Source organism: Sinorhizobium sp. CCBAU 05631, from assembly GCF_002288505.1.
GTDB classification, from domain to species: Bacteria; Pseudomonadota; Alphaproteobacteria; order Rhizobiales; family Rhizobiaceae; genus Sinorhizobium; species Sinorhizobium fredii_C.
The window spans coordinates 254,929-270,216 of sequence record NZ_CP023063.1; the positions used below are offsets into that span (position 1 = coordinate 254,929).

Genomic DNA, 15,288 nt, shown 5'->3' on the forward strand with positions numbered 1-15,288 from the left:
CACTTTGAATTACTGCCAGCTGAATAGCTGCCCGCGGCAGTAATCACCTATCGCCGAGCATCCGTTTTCGGGGACGGCTTTTTCGTGCGCGGTCGCCCGGCTGCGGCAGGGCGTTCGCCAAGCTCGGCCTCGGCTGCATCCCTCTCCAACCTGAGTTGTCTCAGTCGGGCCGTTTTCTTCTCTCTCGCCAGCGCTTCCTGTTCCATGATTGCCCGACAGGCGAGAGTTGCCTGATCGACAGCGTGGTTCGAGGCGACTTTCTTGCTCGGCTTGAACGGATCACTTCGGCCAACATCTTTCATTGCCTTCTCCTTCGTGAGGTCGGGAACGCTGAAGCCCAGGTCATCACGACGCGCGACATCAAAGTGCGCGAAGGTTGTCCGCAGAACTCTTGCCCGACCTGCGGTCCTGAGTGATTTCGAAACTTACCTTTTGGCCGTCTTTGAGAGTGGAGAGGCCGGCACGCTCTACCGCCGAGATATGCACGAAGACATCCTGACCGCCGTCATCAGGCTGGATGAAGCCAAAGCCCTTGGTGCTGTTGAACCACTTTACCGTTCCAGAAGCCATGTAGCGTCCTTTTCAAGTCAGAGAGGATCGCCCTAGGCGATCCGAGAAAGCTAATTTTTTCATGAAGTCGCGATCGAGCGCAACGGCATAAGATGTAGTGTCACTCGTCAATTGCTTAGTACCAGCGTCCCCGGCCGTACCAGCCGCCACCCAATAGGATAAGAACAAGGATGATGATTAAGAGCGTCGTGATATCCATTTCGGTCTCCTGAAGTACCTGGTCGATTTCACCGCGCTTGACGATGGGTACTTCGATTGACGGAAACGTCCAAGCAAGAAGGTTTGTTCCACGCTCGGGAGCGGAGGCTTGGCCGAACGGCTGGAACCATGAGCTCTTGGGCCGGTCCAATATGTCGAGACCGTTCCATTTTCATTTATCGCCGTTTCCGGCGGCAACGGGGTCAAACACGCGCTGGCGCGGCTCCAGGTCTTCTCAATGTGACCGGAAGTGCCCGGCCAGCTGTCTGCGGTCGCAAGGCTTCATTGAATTTACACTCTTGAGCAGGGAAAGGCCCTGCCCCGGGGCAGGGCCTTTCATTTGAACACTCAAAATATCCAGTATTAACTAGCGAGGCAAGAAAATATTCTTGCGCGAAAAAGTATACTTCGTAAATTTTACTAAAAAATGCCCGAAATATCCGCCCTCGCAGACAGGAGATTACACAATAGCAGGGGTATATCAATAAAAAATTAGGGGTTTATATTAAGTCATATTAATGGAGGCGAGAGCGCACGCTGCCCGAGGAGGGTTGATGGTAGTCCCCCGGTCGCGCAATCTGCTGTAGAGCGAGCAAGTGATCTAAGAAGCTTTTTCGCAGAGCGACCGCGCGTTCAGGAGGCCCCAGCCGAAGACTGGATCCTTGCCCGGATCGCCGAGGTCTTCGACGTTGCCGGCGAGCCTCTCGCGGATCAGCGCAGGGCTGAGTTTCGGCTCCGACGCCTTCATCAACGCCACCGCGGCGGTGACGAACGGTGCGGCGAAGGAGGTGCCGGTTTTCGGACGAGCTCCGGTGATCGACGCCGCCGTCCAGACGGCCACACCGGGAGCAGCAAAGTCGATGTGGTCGCCGCGTCCGGCGCGCCTGTAGGGTCGCTTGCTCTTGTCCGTCGCTGTCACGGCGATGACCTCTTCGTAAGCGGCGGGGTAAACCGGCTCCGCTCTCGGGCCGCCATTGCCGGCTGCGGCCACCAGGATGATGCCGCGTTCGCCCGCCTTCTTCACCACCTGTTCGAGCAGCCGATTGGGCGGCCCGGCGAGGCTGAGATTGATGAGCTGCACTTCGCGCGCGGCAAGGAGGTCGAGAGCACGCACCAGATCGAACGCGCCGGAGCGGTCGTCTTGCCTCGTGGCCCGGTGAAAAGCATCCACGGCGATCAGGTCACCGCCCGGAATGAGACCGGGCGTGCGGCTCGTCGTGGACCCGACGAGCAGAGCCGCGATCGCGGTACCGTGCTGCTTCCCCGACTGAGGCAAGCTTTCATCGGCAAGGCGGATGATTTCGATATCGCTTCCTTCGAAGGCGTCGTGCTCGGGGTTGATGGCAGTATCCACGAGGCCGATCGTAACTGTGCCGCTGCAAGCGCTCGGTCGATCGTAAGCCGAGGGCCAGCCGATGACGCTGCGCGCCAGGCAGTCCCCCCGCGCGCAATGCTCGGCGCCCCGTTCCGGGCGGAAGTAATGGTTGAAGTCGATGCTGGCCTCTGGCGCAAGGGTCTGCGCCCGCGCTCTCGCAGCGTCCAGGGTCATCCTCGCGGGGATGCGAAACTTGACGATTTCGCTATCGAGCATCGTCACCGTGCCGCGGTCGACGACCTCGAAGCCCGCTTCGGCCAGTTGCGTGAGTTGAGCCGCGCTGAAACCGAAACCGACGATCTCATCCGGTGCTCGTGCCGGCACGGCGGGTGCGGGAGCAGGCGCGCGCCGGGCGATGTGTCGGCGTGGGAAGAGGCCGCGGAACGGGAGCAGGCTCCTGCCGCCGTTCCACCCTGCACCGGACCGGTAGGATCCGGAGCGCCCAGATCTGCTGCCTCCCTCATCGTCGTCATTGTCATCGTCGGCCAGGGCCGCTTTGGCTCCGAGGATTTCCAACGTCGTTTCGCTGCCGGAAACCATGGCGTCGCCCGCGAGGAGGGCGATTGCCGTAAGGGACATGACCAGAATGTTTCTCAGCGGGGTCGCCATCTCAGAATCTCGATCTTGCTTGAAGCACGAGAGTGCATTTCTTGGACAGACGGGCGGGTGCCTGTAGATTGAATGGGAACGGCTGAGTCGTCGATCTATTCCCATTTCTCGTCCAAATTGCGGAGTTTCGGGGTCATGAGCGTTGCGGTGAAGGATGTCGGTGAACGCCTCATAGCGTTTCTGCCCAATCTGCGCCGCTTCGCCGTATCGCTCTGCCGCTCGCGTGATGTCGCCGACGACCTCGTTCAGGCGGCTTGTGAACGGGCGCTGGCAAGCGCCGACCGCTTCGAGCCGGGCACACGCTTCGACGCATGGATGTTTCGCATCCTCCGCAATTTGTGGATCGACCAGGTGCGCAGGCAGAAAACCGCGGGCATTCAGGACGATATCTCCGAACGCCAGGACATTGCCGGCTCGTCCGGGGAGGGCGAAGCCGAGGCGCGCCTGACGCTCAAGACCGTGGCGGAAGCGATCGGAGAGTTGCCGGAGGAGCAGCGGGAGGTGCTCATCCTCGTCTGCGTCGAGGAGCTTTCCTATCGCGAGACGGCCGGTGTCCTCGACATCCCAATAGGAACGGTAATGAGCCGGCTGGCGAGGGCCCGCAAGAGTCTCGCCGAGACTGCGGGAATAACCACAAAGAGCGCCCGTTCTCACGTGATGAAGGACGTAGAGGAATGACCAGGACGGATTTCTCCGATGAGACGCTGATGCGCTTCGCCGACGGCGAGCTTGATGCCGAGACCTCCGCTGAGGTCGAGCGGGCAATGGAAACCGACGACGAACTTGTCGCGCGGGTGGGCCTATTCATCGAAACGCGTCAGGCGGCGAAGACCGCCATGAAACCGCTACTCGAAGAACCCTTGCCGGCCGAACTCAAGTCCGCCGTCGAGAGGATGGTCGCGGAAAAGGCTTTGGCGCAGAATGCATCGGGCCCCAGGGTGCTGTCTTTCCCGCATCGGGCCGCAAACGATCGGCCGATAAGCAGCTGGGCCGCACCCATCGCCGCCTCGGTTGTGGCCCTCATCGCCGGGTTCGGTGGATATTGGCTGGGCCGCGGTGGCGAAGCGGCGCCATCCAATGTGCTGCCACTCGCGGCCCTGAGCAAACCGGCGCTCGACGAGGCGCTCGTAACGGTCGCCTCCGGTGCGGAAAGGCAACTGCCGGGTTCTGACCAGCGCTTTCGTGCCATTGCGACATTCCGCGACAATGCAAAGGCGGTCTGCCGGGAATTCGAAGTGGATTGGGCCGACCGCTCGACGGTGGTTTCCGTTGCCTGCCTAGCCGGCGCCGAATGGCGCGTGACTTTCGCCGTCGCCGCGCCAGGCGGCAACGATGGCTATGCACCGGCATCATCCCTCGAAACGCTCGACTCCTATCTGACGGCGATCGGCGCCGGGCAGCCGCTCGAGGCAGTCGAAGAAGGCAAGGTACTTGGCGATCTCCGCCAAAAAAGACGCGAAGCGAACTAAAAATCGCGCCGTGGAATAGAGGCAGGCATCGCCCGTTACTCCACCGGACCGAAGAAACCGGTCCGGTTTAGATGAGGAGTAATTGGCATGATCAAGAATTGGGTAAATACCGCGCTCGCCGCCGGATTGGCGGCATTCGTGGGCTCTGCCGCGGAGGCGAGCCAGCACCCGCGGATCCTTCCTGATGGCGCGAACCCGCAGAGGCAGAGCAGCCACGCGACCGGCCGCACGGACGGCGAGATCATCGTTGCCGGCAACAGTTCGTCCAACTCGAGTTCAAATTCATCGAGCAATTCAAGTTCCAACTCGTCTTCGAACAGCTCCTCGAATTCGAGCTCGAACTCCTCTTCGAACAGCTCTTCGAACTCCAGCTCGAACTCGTCCTCGAACAGTTCGTCCAACTCGAGCTCGAACAGCTCCGGTCGGGACTATCGTCCCGGCAAGCTGTGGCGCGTGCGCTGAATACGCACCGCAAAGAGAAGCGGGGGCCGGAAAATGCCGGCCCCCGCTCATTCATGCTGTAACGCCTCAACGAGCAGCGCGCGCCACCTTTCGGTACCATCCCTGCCCGGCGATTGTGTTCCGGTAGATCGTCTCGCGCTCGACGGCCTCCCGTCGGGTTTCGGCGCGAATTTCCGCCGTCACGGCTGCATCCACTCGGCGAAACGGTATCACCTGAACGAGCGGCGTTCCCTTCTCGATGACATAGAGGCCGTCCGGCGCCGTGGCAAAGAAGGGGAAATGGATGTTGGCGGCGTAGCTATCGGTGTCGACGATGCCCGCGACGCATTCGAATGGCTGCCTCGGACGGTTGAGCGGCGGCAGGAAAAGGCAGCTCCAGCCAGGCGGCGTTCGTATTGACCAGTAGTTGTGAAACTTGCAAGGGGGAGAGGGCTCACGTGGGTTTCCCGCCACCTGATGGGCCCCGTGATTGCTGACCATGACGCGGTCGAACTCCCATCCTGCTTCGACACTGCGGCCGCCGTCCTTGATCTCCAGCCTGACGGTGGCGGCGATCGGCAGAATCCACCCGGCGGCCATCGCATCAAGAAAAGGCATGCAGCGCTTGGCGGTTAGGCCATTGTTGTTGGTCGACAAGTGGTCTTTATCAATCGCCGGCAGCTTTCGGAACCAATCCGGCAGGGCCGACTTGGCCGGCACAGGCGGCGCGATGACGCCTTGGTCTTCCGGCCGGCAGAGAAAGCGCATGACCCGCGGTTCCTTTTGCAAAATATTCAACATTCCGATTTCTCCAGTTCGAGTGGCTCGGGAGAAACGGTGCGACGCGACTTCTATTCCCTCCGGTAAATTCTACGCATCAGTCGACTTTCCGACCGCGGAGGCCCGAATGGCATGGCGTTCCCTGCCGGTGCCGTCGATCGGCTGCAGCATCCTGCGAAATTCATCCCGTTTCTCGTGGATCGATGCAATCACGAGGCCCATCGGAATGCCGATGTCGACGAGCACGGCTTGCGAGAGCTGCAGGCTTGCCTCGATGTTCTCCGGCACGGCATCCGTGACTTTCAGCTCGTACAATTCCGTCGCGTGCACCGCATCGCGCGCGCGGGCGACAATGGTCAGATCCGGCCGTTCGGATCGCGCAGCACGGACGATCGACTCGACCGCGTCGGGATTGTCAATCGTTACGACGAGTGCGCGGGCGCTTTGAATTCCGCAACGCCGAAGCAGCTCGATGCGGGTGGCATCGCCATAAAAGATCGTATCTCCGCGCGCTCGCTGTCTGGCGACCAGCACGGGATCGGCATCGATCGCCAGGAATTTCAATTCATGCCGTGAGAGCATCTCGGCGACCAATTGCCCGACGCGGCCGTAACCGACGACGATCACGCGCTCGGGGTCGTCGTCATGTTGTGGCGTCAGCCCTGCGAACTGAGCTTCATCCATCCTGGCATAGGCAGCACCTCGGCCGACGATGCGGATCAGCAACGGAATTGCTATCATCGTCAAGATCGCCGCGACCGTTGCCGTGGCGCTGGCTTCAGCAGGGACGGCATTGCCGGCAACGGCGGCACCGATAAGGATCAGCGCGAACTCGCCGCCGGGACCAAGGATGATTGCCAACTCGCCGGCGCCCCGGTTTGACAGGCCCATCAGGCGCGCGATCGGGAACAGGATGGCCGCCTTGATGGCGAAGAAGCCGATCGCGACACCAAGTGTAGGGATCGGGTTCGCAATGATTTCCGATAGGTCGAGACGGGCTCCGACAGAGACGAAGAAAAGGCCGAGCAGAAGCCCCTGGAAGGGCTGGATCGTCACCTCGATCTGCCGACGATACTCGGTTTCGGCCAACAGCAGCCCGGCGATGAAGGCGCCCAGGGCCATGGACTGGCCGCTAAGCGCCGTGACAAGGCCGGAGCCGATCACGACCAGGAGGCATGCAGCGACGAACAGTTCGCCGCTTTTTGTCGCCGCAACCAGCTTGAACAGGGGGCGAAGAACCAGACGACCCAGCCCGGCCATCGCGATCAGCGCCAGTGCGGCAGGCGCCAGCGCGTACAGCAAGCCGGCGCCGAGCCCACTTCCCCCGCGTGCACCCAGCATCATCACCATGAACAGGAGCGGCGCCACGGCGAGGTCCTGAAAGAGCAGCACGGCGAAGCCGGCGCGTCCAACCGCGGTGTTCAGCAGTTTGCGCTCGACAAGCGACGGCAGAATGATCGCTGTCGAAGACATCGCCAGCGCGCTGCCGAGCACGACCGCTGAAGCTGGCGTTTGACCCAGAAGGCCCGCAACGCCTGCCAGGATCGCTGTCGTGGCGAAAAGCTGCAATCCCCCCAGCCAGAAGACCAGCCTGCGCATCAGCAGCAAGCGGTTCCACGACAGCTCGAGCGCGATCATGAAGAGAAGAAACGCAACACCGAATTCGGCCAGATGGGTGATCTGCCCGACTTCCGTTATGGATATTGCCGAGAGCCACGGTACGTCTCTGGCAAGTGCTCCGAGACCGAAAGGGCCAAGCACGATGCCGGCGGCCAAAAATCCGAAGACCGGGCTCAACTTCAACCGCCCGAACAAAGGCACGATGACGCCGGCCGTCGCTAGAAACAGCAGAAGCTCCTTGTAGTTTTCAGTTTCCGGCGTCATCGACAGCTCTTAAGTTCCGCGCCAGGCCGCGCTTACTCCTTGCAAGGATAGTACTCTCATTTCAGGGGATAGTGTCGCCGCAGCCATGCTGAATGCCAACGCCGTAACCATGCTCGTGGCAAACTGGCCTGCCGTTGGTTTTCAGCAATAGGAACAAACTCTGCATGGTGGTTTCGTCGAGCCGTTGCAAGGCTGGTTAGTTGGGCCAGTGAGGTGGAGGAGGACGCTTAAGGGTCAGTGTATCCACGGGCGAAAAGGCGCAGGTCATAGGCCTTGGGATCACGTTGGAAGATCACGGCACCCTTCCGCTCGGACTGCTGTGGAACATAGTCGAGCACGGCGCTGCTCTCCTCGACGACCTCGTCGCCCTTGCGAAGCTCACCTTGAATCTCAACCGCAGCAACGGACCTTCCCGCACGATTTTCGGCGGCGAACTCGACCACGTAACTGCCATTCGCGGACGTGACCTCGACCGGCAGCACGACGAGCTGGGCCGTCCCCTTGGGCTCGCTCAGGCCTTCCGTGACCAGATATGCGAGCACCACAAGCAACGCCAAGCTACTCACTCCGGCCACGATCCACTCGATAGTGGAAGTTCCCGGTTTTCGCGTGATCGTCTCGTCGTCGCGCTGCGCCTTCTGCTGCCTGTCGCCTTTTGTGGAGTTTTTTGTCACAGGATGAGCCTCGCCACCGCCGCCCCCAATGCGCCTGGAAACGAAAGAACCACGACCGCGCTCAGCGTTTCCGAAAGCCCGGCCCCATCGGTTCTGCCGAAAGTCCATAGGATGTAGGCGTTGACCAGCATCACCAGCGCATAACCGACGATCGCATATCGGAAGAAGATGCTGAAGAAGCCGGCGCCCGGTTCCGGATTGTGCGTGCCCCGGAATTCGAGCTCATAGACGAAGGCGTGCATGAGGCCGAGCGTTCCGATCACCAGCGCGACCTCCTGCCAGGGATTCATCTTGTAGGCAATCAGGACGACCTCTTCGGTCGGTGCGATGTTCACCGACAGGAACAGTGCTCCGACGACCATCAGAAACAGTTCTCCGGCGTAACCGGGCTCCGGAATCTCGTTGTCCTCCAATGGACTTGGACCCAACTGGGCCCGCGCTAGCGATGCACCCAAGCTGCCGGGCACAACCTGAACGGCAATCTTTCCGACCACCTCCCGGAGCGGCATTTCCGCGTTCACGATGCCGAAGATCAAAAGAACCGCTGTCGCCGCGAATGCGGCAACCAGCAGCGCCACCAATGCATCCGCTATACGATCGCGAAGCATCACCGTCTCGCGAAAACCTCCATATTTGTGCAACAGCACCAGCATCGGGACGGTGACCGCCAGCAATAGCGCAAGCCGCAAAGGGTGAAGATGAAAACCCAGAGCCCAGGCCTCCATCGTCATCAGCACCGGTACGGCGAAGATCAATGCTCCGGCGAAGGCGCGACCGAGACCAATCCAGAACTCGCGCAGCGTTGGGCCGACGATGACTTCAGTTGCCGCCAATCCGTTCCCCTTTCACGACGTTGGCCGATTTTGCACGCGTATCGGCTCGTGCAAGCCGGTGGGAAAACAATGCTTGCTGCGCATTCCTGTTCCGGAACACTGCAGAATTCTCTTGGTGTCTCCGGCCCTTCGTTCATGAAGCTGGGACATAGTCGCCGATCGGGTTGTTCGACTGCCGATTTGTCGACGGAACAGACCGGCATGCTGGGGCGTTTAGCCAATCGTTCTTCAGGGCGGCAGTTGTTTGCGCTTTTCGCGCGACGTTCTGAGATGCCGAAGGAGGCGGGAACTTCGCCCCTCGTCGAAAAGCCACCTTCCTGACCGGATTAGAACCTCAAGGTGAGATCGGCTCACCACCGATATGCTCTGCTGGCACCTGATTGGAGGGAGGACCGATATGCTGTCTTGTCCTGCGGGAGCTCTCGCTGCAGCGACCATGCTCGCTGGCTTGCCGGCGTTCGCTAGCGACACCGTCCGGATATCCGGTTGGGGCGGGTCCGAGGTCGCCATCGTCAACGGCCTGTTGACCGACGTTCTTGCCGAAAAGCTCGCGAAAGAGGGCATCACGGTAAAATACGAGCCCGTGGATGGCGAGTTTTCGCAGTTCATTGTCAACGGCCTGTCGGCGGGTACCGCTCCAGACCTTTTCTACGTCGACATTTTCTGGGCGCGCTCCGTGTTCAGCGCCGGTCAGGCCTTGCCGGTAACGCAGGACGTATCCGGCTTCGCAGCCAATCTCGTCGAGGCGTTCACATATGAAGGGAAGGTTTACGCGATCCCGAAGGACTTCAACACGCTGGCGGTCCATTTCAACAAGGACATCTTCGATGATGCCGGCGTTGCTTATCCGAGCGACGGCGATACATGGAAGACGCTGCAGGAGAAACTGGTCGCCGTGCACAAGGCTCTTCCGGAGGTCGATGGCCTCTGTCTCGTTCCGGAATATGCCCGTTTCGGCGCCTTTGCATTGTCGACAGGCTGGACCCCCTTCGACAGCTGGGGAAAAACGATGCTCGATCAGCGCTTCCGTCGGGCTTTCGATTTCTACACCGGCCTCGTGAAGTCCGGGGCTGCCGTCCTGGCCGCCGACGCGGGGCAAAGCTGGGCCGGCGGGTGCCTGGCGTCCGAGCGGGCTGCCATAGCGATCGAGGGCGCCTGGATCATCAGCGCCCTGCGCGACAGTGCCCCGAACATGAACCTCGGGACTGTCCGAATGCCGAAGGACCCCGAAAGCGGCAAACGAGGCAATATCGTCTTTACCGTCGGTTGGACCGTCAACGCGGCCTCCAAGGTCAGCAAGGCTGCCATAAAGGTGGCCGGGCTCCTGACCTCAGAGGAGGCCCAGCAATGGGTTCTGGAGCAAGGATTGGCCCTGCCGAGCCGGACCGGCCTGGCTGACAACCCGTGGCTGCGGGGGGACCGGCCCGAACAGATGACAAGCCGAGTGATTTTCGAAGGACTGTCGGACGATCACGTCATGCCGTATTTCTTCGGAAAGGTCGGAGGGAGTTGGATGCAGCCGATCAATGCGGCGCTCAATTCTGTCATCCTCGGGGAGGCGGACGCCGACACAGCCTTAGCATCGGCACAAAGCGCCCTCGATCGGATGCTCGCGAATTAGGCGTTGCTCTCGAGCAAAGAGGAGACGGCTGGTTCGGCAGGGCACGCTCAGGAGGAGCATGCATGGCGCGAGCAAGGTCGGAAGAGAGGAGCGGCTGGCTCTTCATCTTGCCCTTTACGGTCTCTATGGCGCTGTTCTTCGTCTACGCGATCGTCCGGACAGCCTATTACAGCTTCACCGATTTCGACCTGTTCAAGACTCCGAGCTTCGTCGGGCTGTCCAATTACACTGCGCTTGTCTCCGATGAGCTTTTCCTGACCGCCCTGCGCAACACGATCGGCTTCTCGCTCATCGTCACAACGGTTCAGACCGCGCTTGCGCTTGCTCTGGCAGTTCTCGTGAACCACGCCGTCCGAGCGAGGGGACTTGTCAGGACCGTGTTTTACCTGCCATCCATCATGTCCAGTGCGGCCATGACGCTTATCTTTCTTTGGCTCTTTCAAAGAGATGGCTTCATGACCGCGATCGTCAGCATCGTGCTTGCCTATCTCCGGCATATCCTTCTGTTCCTCGTGGGCGTCGCTGCGGTGCAGGGTGCGCTCGTTCTCAACGCGCGGCGCCGCTATGAAGGCGTTTCGATTTTCGACCCCTTCTTTCTGCTCGTCGCCGCTGCGAGCGCGCTGGCACTTGTCGTCGCCTGTGCCCTCGCGGGATTGCTGCCTGTCTTCGATAACGATCTGCGTATTTCCTGGCTGAATACCCAGCAGCGTTTCCTCTTCATGCCGGTCACGCTGTGGTCGGTGGCGTTGATGAACGTCTTTACGACGGTCCCGACGCTGATGCTGTTGTTTCTGGCGGGGCTACAATCGATTCCGAACGCCTTGTACGACGCGGCCGAGATCGACGGGGCCAACGCCTTCCAGCGATTTCGCCATATAACCGTGCCGGCGCTTAGGCCGGTGACCTTTGCCGTCGTCACGATGGGCCTCATCGGCACCCTGCAGATGTTCGACCAGGTCGCGGTTCTGGGAGATGCGGCGCCGCTGGCAAGTCGCGCGACGCTTGCATATTACGTCTATGAGAACGCGTTTCCGGCGGGCGCCTCTTCGAGGATCGGCATGGCAAGTGCGGCGGCGCTGGTCCTCGGCATTCTGACAATCGCAGTCGTCTACGTTCAAAAGTCGGTCGGCGTGAAGGAACGGGCCGAATGATGGTGAGGAAAGTTGCTTCGGATGCCCCGCCCTCACGCCGCCCTCTGCCGTCTGGGGCGCTTCGCCGGCGGCAGCTTGCGCTCAGCGCCTGGTTGTATCTGACCCTTCTTGCCGTCGCGACGATAATGATGGGGACATTTGTTCTCGCGTTCATGGCGAGCCTGAAGGCCGACCCGCTGGAGAGACCGTTCCGTGTCTATTTCGATCAGCTGAATCCGGCCGCGTGGATTGCCGCCGCCCGCTTGGGGCAAGAGGGTGCGGGTGACGCTTTCTGGGGAGGACTGTCTCCCGGCGCCGAAGTGGACTTCAGTGTCACTTACGCAGCGCCCGCCGGGACCAAGATCGTCGAACCGAAGGCCGATATTCCGCGCCGCCGCCCGGGGTCGGGCATCGCCGCTGCACTCATGCGGCATTACGCGGCGGACTACGCGTCAATCGCGCTGAAGAATTCCAGTTCGGCAATGATGCAGGTTCGTGATGAGGAGGGAGGATTGCAAGCGCGGCAGACGCGGACATTCGTCTATGAGATCACCTACCGCACCGACCGCGAGGATCGGCCGTGGATCGAACGCACGCCCCTCAATCTGACCGCTCCGCCCTCTCAAACGCTTGTCGAAAGTCCGATTTCGCCATCGCGGTCCGAGCGTCGCGGACGTCTCCTGAGTTGGGACAACATCACGCCAGGCGTTCTCGGGCTGATCTTCAACAACTACCGGCGGGTGATAAACGAGACGGCTGACCTGGAGACCGGGAAAAGCCTGTTCGGGAGCTGGCTGGTCAATAGCTTCGCCATCGCCGCCGGACGCCTGGTCCTGACGCTCGTCGTCGCCAGCCTTGGCGGTTATGCACTTGCGCGGCTCGAATTCAGGGGCAGCCGTTTCATCTTCGCTGCATTGCTCTTCTCGATGACGATTCCGGCGCAGGTGACTTTCGTTTCGAATTATCTGATCTTCAGGGACCTGTCGCTTCTAAACACTCCCTGGAGCGTGATCGTCGTTTTCGTCGCCTCGGCCAATGTCCTGTTGATGAAGCAGTTTTTTGAAGGGTTCCCAAGAGAGATAGAGGAGGCGGCAATCGTGGACGGCGCCAGCCGTTTTCAAGTGTTCTGGAAGATCGTGCTGCCAAACGCAAAGCCGGCTTTGTTGGTCAACGCGATTCTCGCCTTCCAAGGTGCCTGGAACGACTTCTTTTGGCCCCTCGTCCTCATTACCAGCCCGCCCGAAGCGCTGACGGTTCAGGTCGGGCTTCTCAGCCTTCGTCGCTCGTTCGGGGGCGCGCAGGGCGATTGGGGACTCGTTCTGGCCGGCGCGTTCATCTCGATCGTGCCGGTGCTTATCCTTTTCGTGCTCTTCCAGCGGCACATCGTCTCGACTGAGCTCACCAGGGGCACCGCCTAAAGCGCGTCGCGTTCAAACGCTTTCACGCGGCGCGCTTTAGGTTTTTTTGTGTATGTCGTCATCCCAAAACCGCTGCACACTTTTTGGCGACATGCATTAGCACTGCCAAGCTATCCTTTGTTGGTGACCTCGAGGCCTCATACTCTCAGCGGGCTTCCACCCCTGAAGCAATCCTCCTCTCGCCTATCATTTCACGACGGTTTTTATCTTCGCGATCGATTCGAGCGTGCGATGGACGGGGCACTTGCCGGCAATTTCCTCGATCTTGCTGCGAAGCGCCTCGGAGATCCCGCCGTCGATGGAAATGACGCGCTCGAATTGATCGATCCTGCCGCTGCCGAGTTCCCTTTCGGTGCATTCCTCGCAGTCCTCCGCATGAATCTTGGCATGCGAGACGTCAACGCCAATTCGCCCGAGGGAAAGCTTCTTGTGGTCGGAATAGAGACGCAATGTCATCGATGTGCAGGCGCCAAGTGCAATCGACAGGAAGTCATAGGGTGATGGCCCGGAATCGAGCCCGCCCACTCTTTTGGGCTCATCGGCGAACAGCCGATGGCCGCCAGCCTGAACCGCGTTTTGAAACTTGCCTTCGCCCGTTTCCGTCACACGGGCATGTTCAATCGGCTCCTCGCCCTGCGGCATGTCAGCGGAGACATAACGGGTCAGCCATCCCGATATGATCCGGCCGACGAAGGCTGCGTCCTCCGGATCGGTGAGCAGATGATCGGCCTTATCCAGCGACACAAAGCTCTTTGGATGTCTGGCCGCACGGAAGATTTCGGTAGCATTCTCGATTCCGACGGTCTCGTCGAGGGGAGCGTGGAGAATGAGAAGCGGCCTTCTCAGGTTTGCAACGGCATCCTTAATACGCTGCTCACGTGCGTCTTCGACAAATTGCTTTCGAACGAGGAATGTACGCCCGGCAAGTTCGACGTCGGCAGCACCGCTCTTTTCGATCTCCTCGAGGCTCGTCCCGAAGTTCTTCAGCACATGACCCACATCGGCCGGTGCGCCGATTGTGGCCACGGCGCACACCTCAGGAATGTCATTGGCGACGGCCAGAACAGCAGCGCCCCCGAGCGAGTGGCCGATCAGCAATGACGGTGCCTGATAGCGTTGACGGAGATAGTCGGCGGCGGAAACCAGGTCGGCGACATTGGAGGAGAAATTCGTCGAGGCGAATTCGCCTTCGCTCGATCCCAGGCCGGTGAAATCGAAGCGCAGGACAGCGATACCTTCGCGCGCAAGCTCCGCGGCAATGCGGCGCGCGGCCGCCAGATCCTTGGAACAGGTGAAGCAATGCGCAAAGAGTGCGTAAGCGCGCAATTTCCCGTTGGGCAGATCGAGGCGGGCGGCCAGTGTTGCCCCGGAATGGCCGGCAAATTGGTGCCGTTGCGTGTTGAAAGGCATGGTAACGCTCCTTGGCTCCGCGGAAAGGAGCATTCTACACCTGCAACGACGACAGACTACCTACAACGCCGCGCGTCTTATCAGACGCGCAAAGGTCGCTGCAGCGCTTTGAATTGCTGCATGTCTTTGTCCTTAAATCGAGGTCGACTTAAGGAGACATGCAGTAGCTGTTCATTTCGGCCAGAGTTTCGACGCGTCGGGTCGACGCGCCGACGTCGCCTTTGATCTGCTCGGCTATGCGCTTCTGCTCGTCGTTCACAAGATGGATCAGTAACCGAGCGCGGCGCTCAAGGGCCGGAAGCAGCTTCCGGCCAGCCTGGCTTTCAGGTCCTCGCAGTAGGATCGCAGTCAGCCCTGCGTCGGCCGCCAGTCGGGCGACGGAATGACGTTGATCATCCACGGGACGCCGAACCTGTCGATCAGGGAACCGAAACCGGGCGACCAGAAGGTCTCGCCAAAGGGCATGACTGGCTTGCCCCCTTCGGACAGCTGATCGAACCAGCGTTGGGCTTCGGCCTTGTCCTGCGTGTGCAGAGTGACATCGAAGCCGTTCTTGGGCTTGTCGATGTTCCGAGCCCATTCGACGTCCATGTCGGCGCCCATCAGCGCCTGGTCGCCGACCTCCAGCCAGCAGTGCATCAGCCAATCCTTGTATTTGGGATCGTTGATCGGCATGTCCGGTGGGGCTTCACCGTAGGAGTGGGCGGCGGTGATCTTGCCGCCGAGCACCTTGGCGTAGAACTCGAACGCCTCGCGGCATTGCCCTTGGAAACTCAGGCTGGTGACGATCTTCATGATTGCGTCCTTCTCGTCGTTGTGATTTCGGATTTGGAACGGAAACGGCAGGCCTGCAGCGGCGCGCGACTTACCAGACGC

At 60.6% G+C, this 15,288-nt stretch carries 15 protein-coding genes; 5 read left to right on the plus strand and 10 right to left on the minus strand.

Translation table 11 applies throughout. The features are described from left to right. Positions 1–47 precede the first annotated feature (47 nt). The 3 genes from SS05631_RS32600 to SS05631_RS01190 form a co-directional block, all read right to left on the minus strand. On the minus strand, positions 48–302 hold the full coding sequence (locus SS05631_RS32600; RefSeq protein ID WP_037423767.1) for a hypothetical protein: 255 nt from the start codon (positions 300–302) through the stop codon (positions 48–50). 58 nt (positions 303–360) lie between these two features. Further along, positions 361–570, minus strand: a complete 210-nt coding sequence (locus tag SS05631_RS01180) for a cold-shock protein (RefSeq protein WP_037378482.1) — start codon at positions 568–570, stop codon at positions 361–363. A gap of 799 nt (positions 571–1,369) precedes the next feature. Continuing rightward, positions 1,370–2,752 carry a S8 family serine peptidase gene (locus SS05631_RS01190; protein WP_037423773.1) on the minus strand — a complete coding sequence of 461 codons (1,383 nt, stop codon included), beginning with the start codon at positions 2,750–2,752 and terminating at the stop codon, positions 1,370–1,372. 135 nt (positions 2,753–2,887) lie between these two features. Between SS05631_RS01190 and SS05631_RS01195 the strand changes: the two genes are divergently transcribed. Beyond that, on the plus strand, positions 2,888–3,430 hold the full coding sequence (locus SS05631_RS01195) for an RNA polymerase sigma factor (RefSeq protein WP_037424086.1): 543 nt from the start codon (positions 2,888–2,890) through the stop codon (positions 3,428–3,430). Next, entirely contained in the window at positions 3,427–4,221 is a 795-nt protein-coding gene (locus SS05631_RS01200) for an anti-sigma factor (protein WP_037423776.1), read from the plus strand. Before SS05631_RS01195 ends, SS05631_RS01200 begins: the two co-directional genes overlap by 4 nt. 35 nt (positions 4,222–4,256) lie before the next feature. Here the strand turns inward: SS05631_RS01200 and SS05631_RS30845 are convergent, their stop codons facing one another. The 5 genes from SS05631_RS30845 to SS05631_RS01225 all read right to left on the minus strand — a co-directional run bounded on the left by SS05631_RS30845 (position 4,257) and on the right by SS05631_RS01225 (position 8,833). Next, positions 4,257–4,622 carry a hypothetical protein gene (locus SS05631_RS30845; protein WP_157213199.1) on the minus strand — a complete coding sequence of 122 codons (366 nt, stop codon included), beginning with the start codon at positions 4,620–4,622 and terminating at the stop codon, positions 4,257–4,259. A gap of 127 nt (positions 4,623–4,749) precedes the next feature. Continuing rightward, positions 4,750–5,463 carry a DUF6065 family protein gene (locus SS05631_RS01210; protein WP_037423779.1) on the minus strand — a complete coding sequence of 238 codons (714 nt, stop codon included), beginning with the start codon at positions 5,461–5,463 and terminating at the stop codon, positions 4,750–4,752. A 69-nt stretch (positions 5,464–5,532) separates the two neighbouring features. Then, positions 5,533–7,326, minus strand: a complete 1,794-nt coding sequence (locus SS05631_RS01215) for a cation:proton antiporter (RefSeq protein ID WP_037423782.1) — start codon at positions 7,324–7,326, stop codon at positions 5,533–5,535. Between the two features lie 227 nt (positions 7,327–7,553). Beyond that, the gene (locus SS05631_RS01220) at positions 7,554–8,000 is read right to left on the minus strand and encodes a TIGR02588 family protein (protein ID WP_037423785.1); all 447 of its coding nucleotides are present in this window, start codon (positions 7,998–8,000) and stop codon (positions 7,554–7,556) included. Further along, on the minus strand, positions 7,997–8,833 hold the full coding sequence (locus SS05631_RS01225; protein WP_050988340.1) for a TIGR02587 family membrane protein: 837 nt from the start codon (positions 8,831–8,833) through the stop codon (positions 7,997–7,999). The genes SS05631_RS01220 and SS05631_RS01225 overlap by 4 nt, the downstream gene beginning before the upstream one ends. A 397-nt stretch (positions 8,834–9,230) precedes the next feature. On the opposite strand from SS05631_RS01225, the gene SS05631_RS01230 reads away from it, so the two are divergent. The 3 genes from SS05631_RS01230 (at position 9,231) to SS05631_RS01240 (ending at position 13,002) form a co-directional block, all read left to right on the plus strand. After that, positions 9,231–10,454 carry an extracellular solute-binding protein gene (locus tag SS05631_RS01230; RefSeq protein ID WP_037423786.1) on the plus strand — a complete coding sequence of 408 codons (1,224 nt, stop codon included), beginning with the start codon at positions 9,231–9,233 and terminating at the stop codon, positions 10,452–10,454. Between the two features lie 62 nt (positions 10,455–10,516). Continuing rightward, positions 10,517–11,605: a sugar ABC transporter permease gene (locus SS05631_RS01235; RefSeq protein ID WP_037423788.1), complete on the plus strand. Its 1,089-nt coding sequence runs from the start codon at positions 10,517–10,519 to the stop codon at positions 11,603–11,605. After that, positions 11,602–13,002: a carbohydrate ABC transporter permease gene (locus tag SS05631_RS01240; protein WP_037423790.1), complete on the plus strand. Its 1,401-nt coding sequence runs from the start codon at positions 11,602–11,604 to the stop codon at positions 13,000–13,002. The genes SS05631_RS01235 and SS05631_RS01240 overlap by 4 nt, the downstream gene beginning before the upstream one ends. Positions 13,003–13,188: 186 nt before the next feature. Here the strand turns inward: SS05631_RS01240 and SS05631_RS01245 are convergent, their stop codons facing one another. Next, the gene (locus SS05631_RS01245) at positions 13,189–14,412 is read right to left on the minus strand and encodes a bifunctional alpha/beta hydrolase/OsmC family protein (protein ID WP_037423792.1); all 1,224 of its coding nucleotides are present in this window, start codon (positions 14,410–14,412) and stop codon (positions 13,189–13,191) included. A gap of 348 nt (positions 14,413–14,760) precedes the next feature. Next, a complete protein-coding gene (locus SS05631_RS01250; protein WP_037424093.1) occupies positions 14,761–15,207 on the minus strand; it encodes a VOC family protein in 447 nt (148 codons plus the stop codon). Positions 15,208–15,288 lie beyond the last annotated feature (81 nt).

Excerpts from the sequence above, each read along its gene's own strand:
- SS05631_RS32600 (WP_037423767.1), bottom strand. The coding sequence starts at position 302 with ATGAAAGATGTTGGCCGAAGTGATCCGTTCAAGCCGAGCAAGAAAGTC.
- SS05631_RS01180 (WP_037378482.1), bottom strand. The coding sequence starts at position 570 with ATGGCTTCTGGAACGGTAAAGTGGTTCAACAGCACCAAGGGCTTTGGC.
- SS05631_RS01190 (WP_037423773.1), bottom strand. The coding sequence starts at position 2,752 with ATGGCGACCCCGCTGAGAAACATTCTGGTCATGTCCCTTACGGCAATC.
- SS05631_RS01195 (WP_037424086.1), top strand. The coding sequence starts at position 2,888 with ATGAGCGTTGCGGTGAAGGATGTCGGTGAACGCCTCATAGCGTTTCTG.
- SS05631_RS01200 (WP_037423776.1), top strand. The coding sequence starts at position 3,427 with ATGACCAGGACGGATTTCTCCGATGAGACGCTGATGCGCTTCGCCGAC.
- SS05631_RS01210 (WP_037423779.1), bottom strand. The coding sequence starts at position 5,463 with ATGTTGAATATTTTGCAAAAGGAACCGCGGGTCATGCGCTTTCTCTGC.
- SS05631_RS01215 (WP_037423782.1), bottom strand. The coding sequence starts at position 7,326 with ATGACGCCGGAAACTGAAAACTACAAGGAGCTTCTGCTGTTTCTAGCG.
- SS05631_RS01230 (WP_037423786.1), top strand. The coding sequence starts at position 9,231 with ATGCTGTCTTGTCCTGCGGGAGCTCTCGCTGCAGCGACCATGCTCGCT.
- SS05631_RS01235 (WP_037423788.1), top strand. The coding sequence starts at position 10,517 with ATGGCGCGAGCAAGGTCGGAAGAGAGGAGCGGCTGGCTCTTCATCTTG.
- SS05631_RS01240 (WP_037423790.1), top strand. The coding sequence starts at position 11,602 with ATGATGGTGAGGAAAGTTGCTTCGGATGCCCCGCCCTCACGCCGCCCT.
- SS05631_RS01245 (WP_037423792.1), bottom strand. The coding sequence starts at position 14,412 with ATGCCTTTCAACACGCAACGGCACCAATTTGCCGGCCATTCCGGGGCA.
- SS05631_RS01250 (WP_037424093.1), bottom strand. The coding sequence starts at position 15,207 with ATGAAGATCGTCACCAGCCTGAGTTTCCAAGGGCAATGCCGCGAGGCG.